Genomic DNA, 15,329 nt, shown 5'->3' with positions numbered 1-15,329 from the left:
TCCACATACGGTTTGAGGCAAGTCACTCAACTCATCTCTTCGAAGGAGCACTCATGGCCACGGTGATCGTCCATGCCACCGTCACACTCGACGGATTCCTCGCCGATGCGGACGGCGGTGTCGACTGGATGTTCGGTCGACCATCCGCCCCCGAAGACGACACCGTCGTCGAGCGCGTCACGAGCCGCATCGGAGCCATCGTCGGCGGCGCGAACAGGACGCAGACGATCGACGACGGAGAGATCCCCTACGGCGGCATGCTCCGAGTGCCGGTCTTCCTCATGACGCACCACCCCCACGAGCCGATCGAGCGCGACGGCATCACCTACACGTTCGTCGTGGACGACATCGCCGAGGCCGTCGAGCGCGCCTCGCAGGCCGCCGGCGACGGGTGGGTGAGCCTGCTCGGCGGAAGCATCTCGCGCCAGTGCCTTCGCCTCGGGCTGGTCGACGAGATCCATCTCGACGTGGCACCGGTACTGCTCGGCGACGGCATCTCCCTGTTCGCGGGCCTCGGGCAGCGCATCGAGCTGGAGAGGCTGGAGACGTCGGCGTTCGCGAGCGAGGCTCATCTGCGCTACCGAGTCCTCCGCTGACTTCCATTCACGTGAATCCACCTCCGATATTCCGGCGTAGGCTGGAGGGAAGGACGGACCGTCCGAGAAGATCTCCCGGCACCGCGCCCGCCCGGAAGAGGAGTCTCTCGTGGCTCAGTACGACGTCTCGAACCGCTCGGCGATCGTGACGGGAGCAGGCAGCGGCATCGGCCGCTCGGTCGCGCTGCTGCTGGCGCAGAACGGCGCGTCGGTGGTCGTGAACGACCTGAACGCGGAGCACGCGCAGGCCGCGGTCGACGAGATCCGCGCCGCGGGCGGCACCGCCGAGGCCTCGGTCGGCGACGCGACCGACCCCGCCTGGATCGCCTCGTCGGTCGAGCTCGCGAACTCCCTCGCGCCCCTGCGCATCGGCGTCAACAACGCCGGCATCGGCGGCGCCACCGCCCCGACGGCCGACTACGAGGAGGACGCGTGGGACAAGGTCATCGCGATCAACCTCAACGCCGTGTTCCGCAACATGAAGGCGCAGATCCCGTCGATCCTCGCGAACGGCGGCGGCTCGGTCGTGAACATCGCCTCGATCCTCGGCAGCGTCGGCTTCGCGGGATCGCCCGCCTACGTCACGGCCAAGCACGGCGTGGTCGGCATGACCAAGACGGCCGCACTGGAGTACTCGGCGCAGGGCGTGCGCGTGAACTCGGTGGGCCCCGGCTTCATCGACACCCCGCTGCTGGCGAACATGGGCGACGAAGCGAAGGAGTTCCTCGTGTCGAAGCACCCGATCGGTCGGCTCGGGCAGGCCGACGAGGTCGCGAACCTCGTGGTGTTCCTCGCGAGCGACGCCGCGAGCTTCATCACCGGCAGCTACCACCTGGTCGACGGCGGCTACACCGCCCTGTGACAGACGGAGCGGCATCCGGCGGCCGGGAACCCGAATCCCAGGCGGCCGGATGCCGCTCGATGGCGAGGCGGAGCCCCCGCTCCGTTCTCGCCGAGGCCATCACCGCACGTGGTCCGAGAGCCCTTCGAGAGGACCACGATGGACGGTGAGGCTGGCTTGCATCCTCCGTTTTCAGGCGGTCATCGCGTGCAGCTCACGCGATGCCAGCTCGAGCGACAGCTCGGCGTCGGTGAGGTCGAGGCCTCCGGTGGAGCTCGCGGCCTGCATCAGGCGCGCCAGGAGCGGTCGGTGCAGCTCGACCGTGGAGTCGAGGGCGAAGCGCACCGGGATGGACGCGTGCATCCACAGCGTCTCCGACTGTCCGTCTCCCGTGGGCACGGTGAGAGCGAACGGCTCATTGCGGCGGAGCTTGGTGACGGTTGCGGCTCGGAGATGCGCGAGCACCTCGTCGTCGATCTCGATCGGAGCGGTGGCATTCGCGTACGTCAGGGTTCCCATGATCTCTCCTCGTGCAGAAAGCTGGACGAGGATAGTTTACTAGTTTAACTAGTTAAATCAAGTCGGGTCAGGGGAGGTCGCCGAGCTCGTCGGTCAGGCGGCGCAGGAACCGCGAGATCGCAGCCGCCTCCTGCTCGGTGAACTCGCCGGCGAGCGCCGCCACCCGCACCGACAGCTCGTCGCCCTGCGAGTGGAGGTCCCGCAGGGAGGGACGCAGTACCTTGGACCGGGCATCCAGCGGATGCGGCGCGACCACGATCTGCCCACGCTCCGACAGGCGGCGGATCACGCTCGTCACCGCCGCAGTGCTGATGCCGAGGAAGCCGGCGAGGTCGCGGGGGGTGAGGGGACGCTCGGCCGGCGCGGTGCCGATAAAGTGCATCGCGGCCCGGTCGGTGTCGTTGGGCTCGCGACGGGCGGCGAGGCGGCGGTTGAGCTGGGCGTCGGCGCGACGGAAGTCGTCCACATCGCGCGCGAGCGACGACGTCGCCACATCCGTGCTGGTCTTCCCCATGCCGAGTACTCCTTCCCCGCAGCCCATGGTACCTCGACAGTCTGACAACGAGGCAGACTAGCGATTATTCCGCGCGATCGGGCACTTCCGGGATGCGATGATGGAGACATCGCCCCCGAAAGGATGCCATGCCCGAGCGATTCAGTCTCGAGGAGGCGTCGTACATCAGCTACGCCGATCTGCTCGAACGCCTGGAGGAGCGCTTCCCCTCCGTCACGCGACGCCGGATCGAGCAGATCATCGGCGCCGAGACCGACGCCATCACGGGCGGCCTCCTGCGCATCGTCCCGGCCGAGGTCGAGACGGGCGCGATGGAGATGCTCGAGCGGGAGGCCGGGTCGAGCGACGAGGGGGAGGTCGCGTGACCGACAGCAGAGGCGAGTTCCACGCCTCCGGATACTGGTACCCCGAGAGCGACACCGCCTCCACCGTCGACGTGCTGAACATGCTGCGCCGCTACCGCAGCGCCGAGACCGCCATGCGCGCCCGCACCCGCGCCTCGATGGGCATGAACGAGACCGACCTCGTGGCCCTGCGCTTCCTGCTCCGCGAACAGCGGGCCGGGCGCATCGTACGACCGATCGACATCGCCCGGATGCTCGACATCTCCACGGCATCGACCACCACGCTGATCGACCGCCTGGAGCGCGGAGGTCACGCGCGCCGCGAGCCGCATCCGACCGACCGTCGCGCGGGCATCGTCGTCCCCACCGTCAGCAGCGATGAAGAGGTGCGCGCGACGCTCGGCGCCATGCACCGCCGGATGCTGAGCCTCGTCGATGAGCTGTCCGACGCCGAACGCGGCACCGTGATGCGCTTCCTGGTCGGCATGACGGCCGCGATCGAAGAGGCTGCGGAGACCGACGGGGAGCATGGCGACGCCGAGGCCGCGAAGGAGATGGCCTAGAGCCCTTCCGCGATCTGCTTGATCGCGGCGAGGCGTCGGTCCCACTCGCGGCCGATCGCGTCCAGCGCGGTGGCGGTGGCCGACAGCTCGGCGCCGATCACGCGGAACCGCACCTCGCGGCCGACGCGCACCGGCTCGACCAGCCCGACTTCCTGCAGCACGCCGAGGTGCTTCGCGATGGCCTGCCGCGAGACGGGCAGCCGCCCGGCGAGGGCGGACGCGGAGGCGTCGCCCTCACCGAGCGCGGTCAGGATGCTCCACCGCGTCTCGTCGGCGAGGGCCGAGAGCACGGGCAGAAGGGTCGGCGCCGTCACGTGCGGTCCTCGACCAGTGCGACGAGCTTGTCGAGCTCGAGCTCCCAGCCGGTGCGGTGCGACTCCAGGTTCGCGCGCGGGTCGGACGTGCGGTCGAACCCGCTCTCCACGACCGTGAGCTGCGTGCCGCCGTCGACCTCGTCGAGCGTGAAGGTGAAGACGGTGGAGGTCGCCTCGTCGATCCGCTCGGGCAGGCTGCCGAGCGCGTCGTCGTTGTTCCACCGGTAGGTGATGCGGCGCGGGGCGTCGAACTCCTCCACGCGCAGCGGGATCACGTCGTAGTCGGGGAACGTCATCGTCCCGGTCGCGCCCACCCCGGAGCCCGCGAGCTCTGTGCGACCGAACCAGCGCGACACGTGCTCCGGCTCGGCCACCGCCTGCCAGACCTTGCCGATGGGGGCGTCGATGCGGATGGTCCGACGGACGGAGAAGGCTTCCTCGTCGACCACGCTGCGTCACTGCGAGTCATGTCCACCATGATGGTTCCTTTCTCGGGTCGGCGTCGGAATGACGACGACTGCAACTCTAGCGTTGCACAGCGCCCTCTCTCTTGCAACCCTTGTATTGCAGATCAGTCGCGCGGTCGCCGCCCGTCGAGGAAGCCCGACAGCAGCACCGCGAGCAGGGCCGCCGCCGGGGCGACGATCAGCCCGGCCGCCAGGCTCTGCGTCTCCGCGAGATATCCCACGAACGGCGGCGACAGCAGGAAGCCCAGGCGCAGCAGCCATGACACGAGCGTCAGCCCCACCCCCGGACGCAGTCCCGGCAGCTCGTCGGCGGCGTGCATCGCGGCCGGGATGAGCGTGGCGATCCCGAACCCCACGGCGGCGAACCCCAGGATCGTGCCGGGAACGCTCGGGAAGGCGAGCGCGAGCGTCATCCCGACCGCCGCGATCAGGCCACCGACCGCCGCCACCGCGCGCTGCCCGAACCGATCGGTCAGGGGGTCGCCCAGCAGCCGCCCGATGAACTGCGCACCGACGAGGGCGATGAAGCCGAGCGGGGCGATCGCGGCGGCAGCCCCCAGCGAGTCGCCCAGGTACAGCGTGGCCCACGAGTTGCCCGCATCCTCCGCGACCGCTCCCGCCATCGCGATGAGGGTCAGCGCCACGATCGCGACGATCGTCCGCGGCGGCACACCTCGGCGCACCTGCCCCGCCAGCTCGCCCGGCTCGGCCGCGGCCTCCTCCGCGTCGTCGTCGCGACCAGGGAGGCAGAAGCCCAGCGCCACGAGCGCGACCGCGGCGAACAGCGCCGTCGAGATCCCCAGGTGCACGGCGAGCGGCAGGTGCAGCGCGATCGCCCCGGCGGCCATGACCCCGCCCAGCACGGCACCGATCGACCAGATCGCGTGGAAGCCGTTGATGATCGAGCGGCCGTAGCGCTTCTGCACGCGGAGGCCGTGCGCGTTCTGGGCGACATCGGTGATCGCGTCGGAGGCTCCGCCCAGCAGCAGCGCCAGGGCGAACAGCACTCCCGACGGCGCGAGGGCGGCCGACAGCAGCCCGAGGCTCGTGAGCACCGTGCCGATCACGGCGACGCGGGCCGAGCCGAACCGCCGGATCAGGACGGCCGCGAGCAGCCCTGCCGCGATGGCTCCCGCGGGGAAGGCCGCGATCGCGACGCCGTAGCCGAGGTTGTCCAGGCCGAGGGCCGACTTGATCTCCGGGTAGCGCGGGAGGATGTTTGCGAACAGGGCGCCGTTGGTGAGGAACAGCGCCGAGACGGCGATCCTGGCGCGGCGCGTCTGCCGGTCGGGCCGCGTGCGTCGAATCGATTCGATGGAAGTCACGAGTACGACCGTACCCCGTCTGGCGCCCCCTCGGCGACCGCCCGCGATCGAGGCCGCGAGCCGGACGATTATCCGCGCATCGCGACCGCCGCAAGCCCGTTCCGATCGTCCGCTCCCCCGCCTACGCTCGGACCATGAGCGAGCTCACCCAGCCCACCGGGCGCGAAGAGATGCTGCGGGCCGTCCCCCGCGCCGACGGTTCCGCTCCCCGCGCCCTCGTCCTCGGCGCCACCGGCTACATCGGCGGCCGCCTCACCCCCCGCCTGCTCAACGCCGGCTACCGCGTGCGGGTGCTCGCCCGAGACGCCGCACGCGCCGCGTCGTTCACCTGGGGGGACGACTGCGAGATCGTCGAGGGATCCGCCGACGACGCCGACGCCGTCGCCCGCGCGATGGACGACGTGGACGTCGTGTACTACCTGATCCACTCGATGTCCGCGGGCAAGGGCTTCGAGGAGAGCGACGAGCGGGCCGCGCACACGGTCGCCCGCGCCGCCGCCGCGGCGGGAGTGCGGCGCATCGTCTACCTCGGCGGACTGCACCCCGACGACGTGACGCTCTCCCCCCACCTGCGCTCCCGGGTGCGCGTCGGCGAGATCCTGCTCGACTCCGGCGTGCCGACCCTCGTGCTCCAGGCCGGGGTCGTGATCGGCTCCGGCTCCGCATCCTTCGAGATGATCCGCCACCTCACCGACGTGCTGCCCTACATGCCCGCGCCGAAATGGGTGCGCAACCGCATCCAGCCGATCTCCGTGCGCGACGTGCTGCACTACCTGCTCGGTGCCGCCCGCCTCGACCCCGACGTGAACCGCGCGGTCGACATCGGCGGCCCCGACGTGCTGCGCTACGGACAGATGATGAACGGCTACGCGGTCGAGGCGGGGCTCCGTCAGCGCGCGATCGCCGCGCTGCCCGTGCTCACGCCCGAGCTGGCCTCGCACTGGGTGAACCTCGTGACGCCGGTGCCGCGATCGATCGCCCGACCGCTCGTGGCATCCCTGCAGAACGAGTGCATCATGAAGGACCACGCGATCGACGAGCTGATCCCTCGGCCGGACGGCGGCCTCACCCCGTACCGCCGCGCCGTCGCGCTCGCCCTCGGCCGCGTCGACGCCGACGCCATCGAGACCAGCTGGCAGGATGCGGAGGTGTCCGGAGCGCCCAGCGACCCGCTGCCGAGCGACCCCGACTGGGCCGGACGCACCGTGTTCACCGACGCCCGCTCGGTGCGCACGCACGCCTCCGTCGCGGAGCTGTGGCGCGTGATCCTGGGCATCGGCGGCGAGAACGGCTGGTACTCCTCGCCGCTGCTGTGGGCCGTGCGTGGCTGGATGGACCGCGTGGTGGGCGGCGTCGGTCTGCGCCGCGGCCGCCGCAGCCGCACCGCCGCTCGGGTGGGCGATGCGATCGACTTCTGGCGCGTCGAGGCCGTGGAGCAGACCGACGCCGGGCACCTGCTGCGGCTGCGCGCCGAGATGAAGGTGCCGGGGGAGGCGTGGCTCGAGCTGCGGGCGGTGCCAGACGGCGCGGGTGCGCGGTATGAGCAGCGGGCGATCTTCTTCCCGCGCGGCCTCACCGGACGGCTGTACTGGCTGGCCGTGCTGCCGTTCCACGGCCTGATCTTCTCGGGCATGGCCGCCCGCATCACCGCCGCCGCAGAGACCCCGGCGGCCGCACCGACCCCGGCGGACGCGGAGTCCCCGGCGAACGCGGACACCCCGCCGGACGCAGAGGCCCCGGCGGACGCGGAGACCCCGGCGGACGCGGACACCCCGGCGGACGCGGAGACCCCGGCGGACGCGGACACCCCGGCGGACGCGGAGACCCCGGCGCCCGCAGAGACCCCGGCGGACGCGGACACCCCGGCGTCCTGAGCCACGGCCGCCCTCACCCGCGCGGTCGCCTGAGCCGAGGGACCCGGGTGCCGTCGCGCGCCCGGGCCCTCCGCGGCGTCAGCGGACGGGCGGACCCTCGGCCCCGGGCTGCGCGGCCTCGTCGGGCTGATCCAGGGTCTCGTCCATCGCGGCGTCCACTGCGGCTTCGACGTCGGCCGGCGGGACGATGTCGATCGCCTCGGTCGCCGCCTCGTACACCTCGGCGAGGGTGTCGTCGACCGTGTCCTCGTCGATCCACGCCAGGTCGTCCTCCGAGTGGTCGTACTCGACGGGCACGAGCGCGAAGTCGTCGCCGTACTCTTCCAGTCCGGCCATCACGCTGTGCCGCACGGCGGCGCGGGCGTAGCGGTCGCGCAGGATCATCGGGTCGCGCCGCAGATCCTTCATGAACGCGATCATCATGAACGCCATGATGATGGCGAACGGCAGGGCCGCGATGATCGTCGCGTTCTGCAGCGACTGCAGGCCGCTGCCCTCCGCGCCGCTCACGAGCAGCACCGCGGCGATCACGCCGACCAGCACACCCCAGACCACCGCGACCCAGCGCGACGGCTCTGGGCGCCCCTGCTGGGAGAGCGTGCCCATCACGAGCGAGGCGGAGTCGGCGCCGGTGATGAAGAAGATCGCGATGAGCAGGATGAGCACGATGCTCGTGACGAGGGGGAACGGCAGGTTCTCCAGCACGCCGAACAGCACCTCCTCGGGCGGGTCGACCACGAGTCCGGCGCCGTTCATCTGCTGCTGGATCGCGGTCGTGCCGAAGATCGCGAACCACACGAGCGAGATCGCCGACGGCACGACGATGACCACCGACACGAACTGGCGCAGCGTGCGCCCGCGCGAGATCTTCGCGATGAACATGCCGACGAAGGGCGACCACGAGATCCACCACGCCCAGTAGAAGATCGTCCAGCTCGACAGGAACGCCTCCGCGGCCTCACCCTGCGAGGCCGAGCGGCCGATCATGGTCGGCAGGTCGCCGAGGAACTGCACCGCGACCGACGGGATGACGTTCAGGATGAGCAGCGTCGGCCCGACGAAGAACACGAAGAACGCCAGCAGGATCGCGACGACCGCGTTGATGTTCGACAGCGCGCGGATGCCCTTCGAGACCCCGGAGACGGCCGACGCGATGAAGCACGCCGTGAGCACGGCGATGACGGCGATCAGGATGCCGTTGCCGAGCGGGCCGATGCCGCTCACCAGCTCGACGCCGTGGCCGATCTGCAGCGCACCGAGCCCGAGAGACGCGGCCGTGCCGAACAGCGTCACGATGATGGAGAAGATGTCGATCGTGCGGCCGACCGGGCCCGTGGTGCGGTGCTCGCCGAGCAGCGGCGCGAAGATCGACGAGATCAGCGGGGTGCGACCGCGGCGGTAGGCGCCGTAGGCGATGGCCCCGCCGACGAGCGCATAGAACGCCCACGCCTGCGGCCCCCAGTGGTAGAGCACCTGCGTCTGCGCGGTGTGCATGGCCTCGAGCGTGTTCGCCTCGACCGTTCCGGGTGGCGGGTTCTCGAAGAACGTCAGCGGCTCCGCGGCGCCCCAGAACACCAGCCCGATGCCCATGCCGGCCGCGAAGAGCATCGAGATCCACGAGAACATCGAGAACTCGGGCTCCTCGTCGTCACGACCCAGAGGGATGCGCCCGTAGCGGCTGAAGCCGACGAACAGCATGAACACGAGGATGATCGTCGCGATCGTGGTGAAGAAGAACCCGAAGTACTCCACGACCCATGCGAGCACGGTGCTGGTGGTGCCGGCGAGGTTGTCGCCCGCGAACACGCCCCACGCGATGAACCCGAGGGCGAACGCCGCCGCCACACCGAACACGAGCGGGTCGGTGCGGTAGGTGCGACCGGTCTCCTCGACCGAGACGCCCGGCACGAGCGCGGGGTGCACGCTGCGCGGCGGAACCGTGGTGATGTCGCGCACGATCTTGCGCGCGGCCTCTCCCGCAGTGCGGTGGGCGCCGGTGGGGGTCTGCGGACCGTCGGAGGGGGAATGCTTCTCGACCGGGTTGTCCATGAGAACCCATCCTCCCATGCGGGCCGCCTCGGCCCGGGCTGCCTCCGCCGGAGCCGCCGCGTTCTCCTGCGGCCGGGCGGGTCTAGCGGCCACGGCGCCCCGCGAAGAGCGCCCCGAGCAGAGGCAGCACGGAGACGCACAGCAGCGTGATCCCGAGCGGTGGCACCGGGGCGACCAGCAGCGCGCCGCCCACGAGCATCGCGGCGAACAGCACCCCGGAGGCGATGCGGCGCGCGATGCCCTCCAGCCGGTCGAGGCGCCGCTCCAGTCGCGAGGTGTCGAACGACACGGTGCCGTCGTCGATGCGGGTGATGATGCGGTCGATGCGCCCAGGGAGGCGCCACGTGGTCGCGGCGTTCTCCATCGCCTGCTGGGCCATGTCCTGCATCAGGTTGCCGGACTCGTCGCGCAGCAGCCGAGCGGCGTAGGGCTCCGCCGCATCCCACACGTTGAACGCGGGGTCGAGGCCGCTGCACATGCCCGAGGTGAGCGACACCGCCCGGATCAGCAGCAGCAGGTCTTCCGGCAGCTGGAGCGGGAGGCGGCGCACCATGTCGCCGAACTCGTCTGCGAAGTCGGTGAACTCGCGCGGGTCGACGCGGCTCAGCTCCGCGAAGCCCATGCCGCCGAAGCGGGCGAACAGGGCCGTCAGGGCGCGCTCGAGCTCGGCGGTGTCGGCGGTGGGCAGCAGCACGCCGATCTCCTTCGCGGCGGCCACGAGTCCGCGACTGTCGCGCGCGGTGACCGCGATCAGGAGCATCCGCAGCCCCTCGCGGAGGTTGTCGGGGACCTCGGCCATCATGCCGAAGTCGATGAACGTCAGACGGAAGCCCCCGTCCGTGGGCACCGGGGTGACGAAGATGTTGCCGGGATGCGGGTCGGCGTGCACGAAGCGATGCGTGAACACCTGGTCGAACATGACCTCGGCGAACGCGTCGGCGACGGCCCGCGGTTCGATGCCGGCCGCCCGCAGCGCCTCGGTGTCGTTGATCTTGATGGCGGTCACGTCGGACAGCGTCAGCACGCGGCGGGTCGTGCGCTCCCACACGATCTCGGGCGCCGCGACCCGGGGGTCGTCGGCGAAGTTCTCGCGGAACCGCTCGGCGCTGCGGGCCTCGTGCAGGTAGTCGATCTCCTCCAGGCTCGTGACGGCGAACTCCTCCACGAGGGCGGGCGCATCCACCCGGTCGGCGACGATGCGCACCCGCGTGAGCCAGCGGGCGACCCGGCGGAGGGCAGCGAGGTCGACCGCGACGATCTCGTCGATACCCGGGCGCTGCACCTTGACCACGACCTCGTCGAGCCCGGTGTCCTCCGCGTCGAGGGCCGAGAGCCGCGCGCGGTGCACCTGACCGAGCGAGGCCGCGGCGACCGGGGTGTCGTCGAACCAGGCGTAGGCGCGCTCCAGGGGGATGCCGAGCTCGGCCTCCGCGAGCGCCCGGATCTGCGGGGTGGGCACCGCGGGCACCTCGTCCTGCAGTCCCTCCAGCTCCTTCGTGATCTCGGGCGGGAGCACGTCGAGGCGCGACGACATGAACTGCCCGACCTTGATCATGAGTCCGCCGAGCTCGACCGCGAGGGTGTGGAAGCGCCGGGCGAAGCGCTGCATCCGGCGCGGGCGGGTGCGCTCCGCGACCGCGGCGAGCCCGAAGCGCGGAAGCACCAGCTCGAACCACCAGATCTTCACGAACTCGCGGCTCGCGAACGACAGGATGCGGCGGTACCTGGCGCGATGGACGCCCTGGGCTACCGCTTCCGTCATCGCGTCATCCTTCCGCCGTTCCGCGCCGGATGCCGCACGACGCGGTCAGTCCTGGGCAAGGATCGTGTACAGCCTACGGCGGGCGTCGTCGAGCACCTCGATCGCCTGCTGCACCTGCTCCGCCGAACCGCTGCGACCGACCTGTGCGGCCGCGGCGGCCAGGTCGACGCCGGCCTTGGGCAGCGCGCTGTAGCGGGGGTCGCGTCCGCGGTCCCTGTCGGAGGTGGACACCCACGGCGCCGGGGTCTCGGTGGTCTCGTCGGCGACGGCGCGACCGGCCTCGGTGAGCGCATAGGTCTTGCGGCCGTTCTGCTCCTCCGCCTCGATCAGCCCTTCGTCGGCGAGCAGCTGGAGCGTGGGGTACACGGAACCGGCGCTGGGCTTCCAGGTGCCGCCGCTGCGCTCGGCGATCTCGTTGATGATCTGATAGCCGTGCATGGGGCGCTCGGCGAGGAGCGTGAGCACGGCGGTGCGGACGTCGCCGCGCGCCATGCGGGAGCCGCCGGACGGGCGCGAGTCGAACGACTTGCGGAGCTGGTCCATCGCCTCGAAGAGCGCGCCGGCCGGACCGTGGGGTCCGCCGAAGAGGTTGCCGAGGCCGGACGCGAAGTCACCGGCACCGCTGCCGCCGGTGTTCCCGGTTCCGCCGAACGGATTGGAGGGGAATGCGTTGCTCATGATGACCTCCCAGTCGTGAACGATAGTTAACGATATATCGCTCACGCTGGGCGTGGGGTGGGAGTTTCGACCGGCGCGAGCAGGGCCGCGCCGGTCGCGGTCGCGTCCACCCCGAACTCGGCCGGAAGGACGCGGGCCCGCGCCGGGCCCGGCATCGCCACGGCCCGATAGGCCCGCGCCACCTCGTCCAGATACCGCTCACCGATGCCCGCGACACCCCCGCCCACCGCCACCACCTCGACGTCGAGCACCGCGTTGGCCGCGGCGAGAGCGCGCCCGAGGAACTGCGCCCCCTGCGCGATCACCTCCGCCGCCGTCCGGTCGCCCACACGGGCCAGGGCATCCACCTCGCGCAACGGGAGCGGTGTCCCGGTGCGCTCCCGGTACGTCCGTTCGAGTCCGGGCCCCGACGCCACGGCCTCGACGTGCCCGGGCGCCCCGCAGCCGCAGCGCCTCCCGGCGAGCTCGGCCGGCAGCGCCAGCTCGGTGTGCCCGACCGATCCCGCGGTGCCGGTCGCCCCGGTGCGGAGCCCGTCCGGGAGGACCACGGCCCCGCCGATGCCCGTGCCCACCGCGACCATCAGCAGCCCGCCCGCTCCGCGACCCGCTCCCTGGGCGGCCTCCGCGACCGCCGCCGCGTGCACGTCGTTCACGACCACGACCGCAACCCCCGTGGCGCGCTCGAGTGCCGAGCGCAGCGGGAACCCCGCCCACCCCCGGATCGCGTCCGTGGCCGAGGTGATGGATCCGTCGGGGGCGACCACGCCGGCCGTGCCGACACCGACCGCCGTCACGGGTTCGCCGTCGGCGACCGCGCGGACCGCCTCGACGACCGCCCGCACGATCGCGTCCCCGCCTTCGCGCGCCGGCGTCGCACAGCTGCGCACGGGCGTCACCCGGCGACGGCCGCCCGCGGGATCGGGCTCGAATCCGGCGACCGCGATCTTGGTGCCGCCGATGTCGACCCCGACGATCACACCCGCTCCCCGGCTTTCGGGGTCGCCGCGACGAACCGGCGCGTGAGCGCGATCGGGTCGGTGATCGCCCCGCCGACGACCACGGCGAAGGCCCCCGCGTCGAAGGCCGCTCGCACCTGCTCCGGTGTCTGGTAGCGGCCCTCCGCGATGGTCGGGATGCCGGCCGCGGCGAGCGCGGCGACGAGATCGAGGTCGGGTCCGTCCTGCCGCGGCGAGTGCGGCGTGTAGCCGGAGAGGGTGGTGCCGACCACGGCGGCGCCCGCCTCCCACGCCCTCCTGCCCTCCTCCGCGGTGGAGACGTCGGCCATCACCGGGAGCTCGGTGGCCTGCGCGATCCGGCCGAGCAGGCCGAAGTCCGTGCCGAGCTGCTCGGTCGTGGCGTCCACCGCGATGACGTCGGCCCCCGCCGCGGCGAGGCCCTCCGCAAGAGCGACGTCGGGCGTGATCACGTTGCGCACGCCGTTCCACACCTTGTGCAGTCCGATCAGCGGCACCGCCGTCGCCGACCGCACCCGGCGGAGGTCCTCCGGTCCGTTCAACCGCAGCCCGCTGGCACCGCCGAGCAGTGCCGACTCCGCGAGCGCGCCGATCACGTGGGTGTCGCGGGCCGGGGTGCCCGCTGACGCCTGGACCGAGGCGACGAGGCTGTCACGGAGCAGTTCGAGGGTGTCGTGTGTCACTTGATCGCTCCTGCGCTGACGCCGCCGATGAAGAACTTCTGGCCGATGAGGAAGATCACCACGGCCGGCAGCGTGAACATCACGCATGCCGCCATGAGCGGTCCCCACGCCACGTCGTTCTCCCCGAAGAAGGCGTACAGACCGATCGACAGCGTGTACGTCGACTGGTCGTTGAGATAGATGAGGGGATTGAGGAAGTCGGTCCACGCCCACACGAACTGGAAGATCGCCGCGGTGACGATGGCCGGGCGGGCCAGGGGCAGCACGATCGTCGCGTAGGTGCGGAACTCGGAGGCGCCGTCGAGGCGCGCGGCCTCGATCAGCTCGTCGGGCACCGCGAGCAGGAACTGCCGGATCATGAAGATGAAGAACGGCGTGCCCAGGAAGGCCGGCACGATCAGCGGCAGATAGGTGTTCGTCGCCTCGAGCCCGTTCCACACCAGGAACAGCGGGATGAGGGTCACCTGGGGCGGCAGCATCATCGTGGCCAGCACGAGGATGAGCAGCGGGCGGGCGCCGCGCCATTTCACCTTCGCCAGCGCATAGGCCACCAGCGGGCACGAGATGACCGTGCCCAGGATGCTCATGCCCGACACGAACAGCGTGTTGCCGAGGTAACGCCACACGGGGATCTGCGCGAACGCCTCGGCGAAGTTGTCCATGGTCCACTCGGCCGGAAGCAGCGTGGGCGGCGAGGAGAACACGTCGCCCGGCGTCTTGAACGCGGTCGACAGCATCACCAGCAGCGGGAAGAGGAACAGCAGGGCGAGCAGCGCCACCGACACCTGCTGCCGGACGCGGCGCAGCGTGCGGCGCGTGCGGCGGGGCCGGCGGGCGGGGGCGGAGATCTCAGCGTGTGCCATCGTGCACCCACTTCTTCGACGACGCGAGCACGATGAGGCTCACGATGAGCGTGACGATGAACAGCGTCCAGGCCATGGCCGAGGCGTAGCCCATCTTCAGGAACACGAACGCGTTCTGGTACAGGTACATCGCGTAGGAGAGCATCGACTGCCCGGGCCCGGAGCCGGCCTGATTGAGCCGCTCCTGCGACAGGATGTAGGGCTGCGTGAAGATCTGCAGGAAACCGATGATGCTCACGATCACCTGGAACAGGGTCACCGGAGACACCGTCGGCCAGGTGACGCTCGTGAACCGGCGCCAGACTCCCGCACCGTCGAGCTCGGCCGCCTCGTACAGCTCCTTCGGCACCTCCTGGAGGGCCGCGAGGTAGATGATCATGGTGCCGCCGACGGTCCACAGCGACATCATGATGATGGCGGGCTTGGTCCATTCCGGCTGCTGCAGCCACGCCGGCCCTTCGATGCCGAACCACGACAGGAAGTGGTTGATGAAGCCGTACTGGGCGTTGAGCAGCCAGCGCCACAGGTAGCCGCCGACCACCACGGGCACGATCGAGGGCAGGTACACCAGCGCGCGGTACAGCGGCTGGCCGCGGACGGGGGTGTTGAGCAGGTGGGCTCCGGCGAGCGCGATGCCGATCGCGAGCGGCACCCCGAACACGGTGAGCACGGCGGTGTTGGCGAGCGACTTCCAGAACACCCCGTCCGCGAACATCTGGGTGTAGTTGTCCAGGCCCACCCACTCGGGCGCCTGGAAGAGGTTGAAGTCGGTGAAGCTGTAGTACGCCGAGGCCACGATCGGGTAGGCGAACAGGAACAGGAAGCCGACGATGAACGGCGCGGCGAAGGCGAGGCCGATCAGCGTCGTGCGGCGGCTGCGGCGCCGCCGGACGGGGGCGCCGGGTCCGGCGGGAGTCGTCTCCCGCCGGACCCGGGGTGTGGTGGCCGTGGTCACGGAGCGCC

Annotated in this window: 17 protein-coding genes; 5 read left to right on the top strand and 12 right to left on the bottom strand. The window is 71.1% G+C overall.

Going from position 1 to position 15,329, the window contains the following annotated elements; translation table 11 throughout:
* Nucleotides 1-53: 53 nt before the first annotated feature.
* Together ACFWCH_RS06970 and ACFWCH_RS06965 are read left to right on the top strand one after the other, a co-directional pair.
* Nucleotides 54-596, top strand: coding sequence for a dihydrofolate reductase family protein (locus tag ACFWCH_RS06970; protein WP_247638170.1), 543 nt, complete (start codon nucleotides 54-56; stop codon nucleotides 594-596).
* Between the two features lie 109 nt (nucleotides 597-705).
* Nucleotides 706-1,458 (top strand): SDR family NAD(P)-dependent oxidoreductase, encoded by a 753-nt coding sequence (locus tag ACFWCH_RS06965; RefSeq protein WP_247638169.1) that lies wholly within the window; start codon nucleotides 706-708, stop codon nucleotides 1,456-1,458.
* Between the two features lie 171 nt (nucleotides 1,459-1,629).
* Here ACFWCH_RS06965 and ACFWCH_RS06960 read toward each other — a convergent pair whose 3' ends face one another.
* Both ACFWCH_RS06960 and ACFWCH_RS06955 read right to left on the bottom strand, forming a co-directional pair.
* Nucleotides 1,630-1,956 carry a hypothetical protein gene (locus tag ACFWCH_RS06960; RefSeq protein ID WP_136046103.1) on the bottom strand — a complete coding sequence of 109 codons (327 nt, stop codon included), beginning with the start codon at nucleotides 1,954-1,956 and terminating at the stop codon, nucleotides 1,630-1,632.
* Nucleotides 1,957-2,023: 67 nt separating this feature from the next.
* Complete coding sequence (locus ACFWCH_RS06955; RefSeq protein ID WP_247638168.1) at nucleotides 2,024-2,470, bottom strand: MarR family winged helix-turn-helix transcriptional regulator; 447 nt, start codon at nucleotides 2,468-2,470, stop codon at nucleotides 2,024-2,026.
* Nucleotides 2,471-2,598: 128 nt separating this feature from the next.
* Here ACFWCH_RS06955 and ACFWCH_RS06950 point away from each other — a divergent pair, with 128 nt between their 5' ends.
* Nucleotides 2,599-2,835, top strand: coding sequence for a hypothetical protein (locus ACFWCH_RS06950; RefSeq protein WP_136032935.1), 237 nt, complete (start codon nucleotides 2,599-2,601; stop codon nucleotides 2,833-2,835).
* Nucleotides 2,832-3,377 (top strand): MarR family transcriptional regulator, encoded by a 546-nt coding sequence (locus tag ACFWCH_RS06945; protein WP_247638167.1) that lies wholly within the window; start codon nucleotides 2,832-2,834, stop codon nucleotides 3,375-3,377. Before ACFWCH_RS06950 ends, ACFWCH_RS06945 begins: the two co-directional genes overlap by 4 nt.
* On the opposite strand, the gene ACFWCH_RS06940 is transcribed toward ACFWCH_RS06945, so the two are convergent.
* From ACFWCH_RS06940 to ACFWCH_RS06930, 3 genes are all read right to left on the bottom strand, one after another.
* Nucleotides 3,374-3,691 carry a metalloregulator ArsR/SmtB family transcription factor gene (locus ACFWCH_RS06940; protein ID WP_168442859.1) on the bottom strand — a complete coding sequence of 106 codons (318 nt, stop codon included), beginning with the start codon at nucleotides 3,689-3,691 and terminating at the stop codon, nucleotides 3,374-3,376. The two genes, ACFWCH_RS06945 and ACFWCH_RS06940, sit on opposite strands and share 4 nt — an antisense overlap.
* Nucleotides 3,688-4,140, bottom strand: coding sequence for an SRPBCC domain-containing protein (locus ACFWCH_RS06935; RefSeq protein ID WP_378803219.1), 453 nt, complete (start codon nucleotides 4,138-4,140; stop codon nucleotides 3,688-3,690). The genes ACFWCH_RS06940 and ACFWCH_RS06935 overlap by 4 nt, the downstream gene beginning before the upstream one ends.
* Before the next feature lie 122 nt (nucleotides 4,141-4,262).
* On the bottom strand, nucleotides 4,263-5,474 hold the full coding sequence (locus ACFWCH_RS06930; RefSeq protein ID WP_247638866.1) for an MFS transporter: 1,212 nt from the start codon (nucleotides 5,472-5,474) through the stop codon (nucleotides 4,263-4,265).
* A gap of 143 nt (nucleotides 5,475-5,617) precedes the next feature.
* Here ACFWCH_RS06930 and ACFWCH_RS06925 point away from each other — a divergent pair, with 143 nt between their 5' ends.
* A complete protein-coding gene (locus ACFWCH_RS06925) occupies nucleotides 5,618-7,357 on the top strand; it encodes a DUF2867 domain-containing protein (RefSeq protein ID WP_378803218.1) in 1,740 nt (579 codons plus the stop codon).
* 78 nt (nucleotides 7,358-7,435) lie between these two features.
* Here the strand turns inward: ACFWCH_RS06925 and ACFWCH_RS06920 are convergent, their stop codons facing one another.
* The 7 genes from ACFWCH_RS06920 to ACFWCH_RS06890 form a co-directional block, all read right to left on the bottom strand.
* The gene (locus ACFWCH_RS06920; protein WP_378803849.1) at nucleotides 7,436-9,406 is read right to left on the bottom strand and encodes a BCCT family transporter; all 1,971 of its coding nucleotides are present in this window, start codon (nucleotides 9,404-9,406) and stop codon (nucleotides 7,436-7,438) included.
* Between the two features lie 82 nt (nucleotides 9,407-9,488).
* Entirely contained in the window at nucleotides 9,489-11,168 is a 1,680-nt protein-coding gene (locus ACFWCH_RS06915) for an AarF/ABC1/UbiB kinase family protein (protein ID WP_136045210.1), read from the bottom strand.
* Nucleotides 11,169-11,213: 45 nt separating this feature from the next.
* On the bottom strand, nucleotides 11,214-11,846 hold the full coding sequence (locus tag ACFWCH_RS06910) for a PadR family transcriptional regulator (protein ID WP_136045211.1): 633 nt from the start codon (nucleotides 11,844-11,846) through the stop codon (nucleotides 11,214-11,216).
* A 41-nt stretch (nucleotides 11,847-11,887) separates the two neighbouring features.
* Nucleotides 11,888-12,823, bottom strand: coding sequence for an ROK family protein (locus ACFWCH_RS06905; protein WP_378803217.1), 936 nt, complete (start codon nucleotides 12,821-12,823; stop codon nucleotides 11,888-11,890).
* Nucleotides 12,820-13,503: an N-acetylmannosamine-6-phosphate 2-epimerase gene (locus tag ACFWCH_RS06900; protein WP_378803215.1), complete on the bottom strand. Its 684-nt coding sequence runs from the start codon at nucleotides 13,501-13,503 to the stop codon at nucleotides 12,820-12,822. Before ACFWCH_RS06900 ends, ACFWCH_RS06905 begins: the two co-directional genes overlap by 4 nt.
* The gene (locus ACFWCH_RS06895; RefSeq protein WP_136036855.1) at nucleotides 13,500-14,366 is read right to left on the bottom strand and encodes a carbohydrate ABC transporter permease; all 867 of its coding nucleotides are present in this window, start codon (nucleotides 14,364-14,366) and stop codon (nucleotides 13,500-13,502) included. The genes ACFWCH_RS06900 and ACFWCH_RS06895 overlap by 4 nt, the downstream gene beginning before the upstream one ends.
* Entirely contained in the window at nucleotides 14,353-15,321 is a 969-nt protein-coding gene (locus tag ACFWCH_RS06890; protein WP_247638162.1) for a carbohydrate ABC transporter permease, read from the bottom strand. The genes ACFWCH_RS06895 and ACFWCH_RS06890 overlap by 14 nt, the downstream gene beginning before the upstream one ends.
* Nucleotides 15,322-15,329 lie beyond the last annotated feature (8 nt).

Source organism: Microbacterium sp. NPDC060132, from assembly GCF_042729675.1.
In the GTDB taxonomy this organism is placed as follows: domain Bacteria; phylum Actinomycetota; class Actinomycetes; order Actinomycetales; family Microbacteriaceae; genus Microbacterium; species Microbacterium sufflavum.
The sequence above is the reverse complement of the archived record's forward strand: the minus strand, read 5'-3'. Positions and strand labels throughout refer to the sequence as shown.

What these genes read in the sequence shown, in the direction of transcription:
- ACFWCH_RS06970 (WP_247638170.1), top strand. Translation starts at nt 54, where the DNA reads ATGGCCACGGTGATCGTCCATGCCACCGTCACACTCGACGGATTCCTC.
- ACFWCH_RS06960 (WP_136046103.1), bottom strand. Translation starts at nt 1,956, where the DNA reads ATGGGAACCCTGACGTACGCGAATGCCACCGCTCCGATCGAGATCGAC.
- ACFWCH_RS06955 (WP_247638168.1), bottom strand. Translation starts at nt 2,470, where the DNA reads ATGGGGAAGACCAGCACGGATGTGGCGACGTCGTCGCTCGCGCGCGAT.
- ACFWCH_RS06950 (WP_136032935.1), top strand. Translation starts at nt 2,599, where the DNA reads ATGCCCGAGCGATTCAGTCTCGAGGAGGCGTCGTACATCAGCTACGCC.
- ACFWCH_RS06925 (WP_378803218.1), top strand. Translation starts at nt 5,618, where the DNA reads ATGAGCGAGCTCACCCAGCCCACCGGGCGCGAAGAGATGCTGCGGGCC.
- ACFWCH_RS06920 (WP_378803849.1), bottom strand. Translation starts at nt 9,406, where the DNA reads ATGGACAACCCGGTCGAGAAGCATTCCCCCTCCGACGGTCCGCAGACC.
- ACFWCH_RS06915 (WP_136045210.1), bottom strand. Translation starts at nt 11,168, where the DNA reads ATGACGGAAGCGGTAGCCCAGGGCGTCCATCGCGCCAGGTACCGCCGC.
- ACFWCH_RS06910 (WP_136045211.1), bottom strand. Translation starts at nt 11,846, where the DNA reads ATGAGCAACGCATTCCCCTCCAATCCGTTCGGCGGAACCGGGAACACC.
- ACFWCH_RS06895 (WP_136036855.1), bottom strand. Translation starts at nt 14,366, where the DNA reads ATGGCACACGCTGAGATCTCCGCCCCCGCCCGCCGGCCCCGCCGCACG.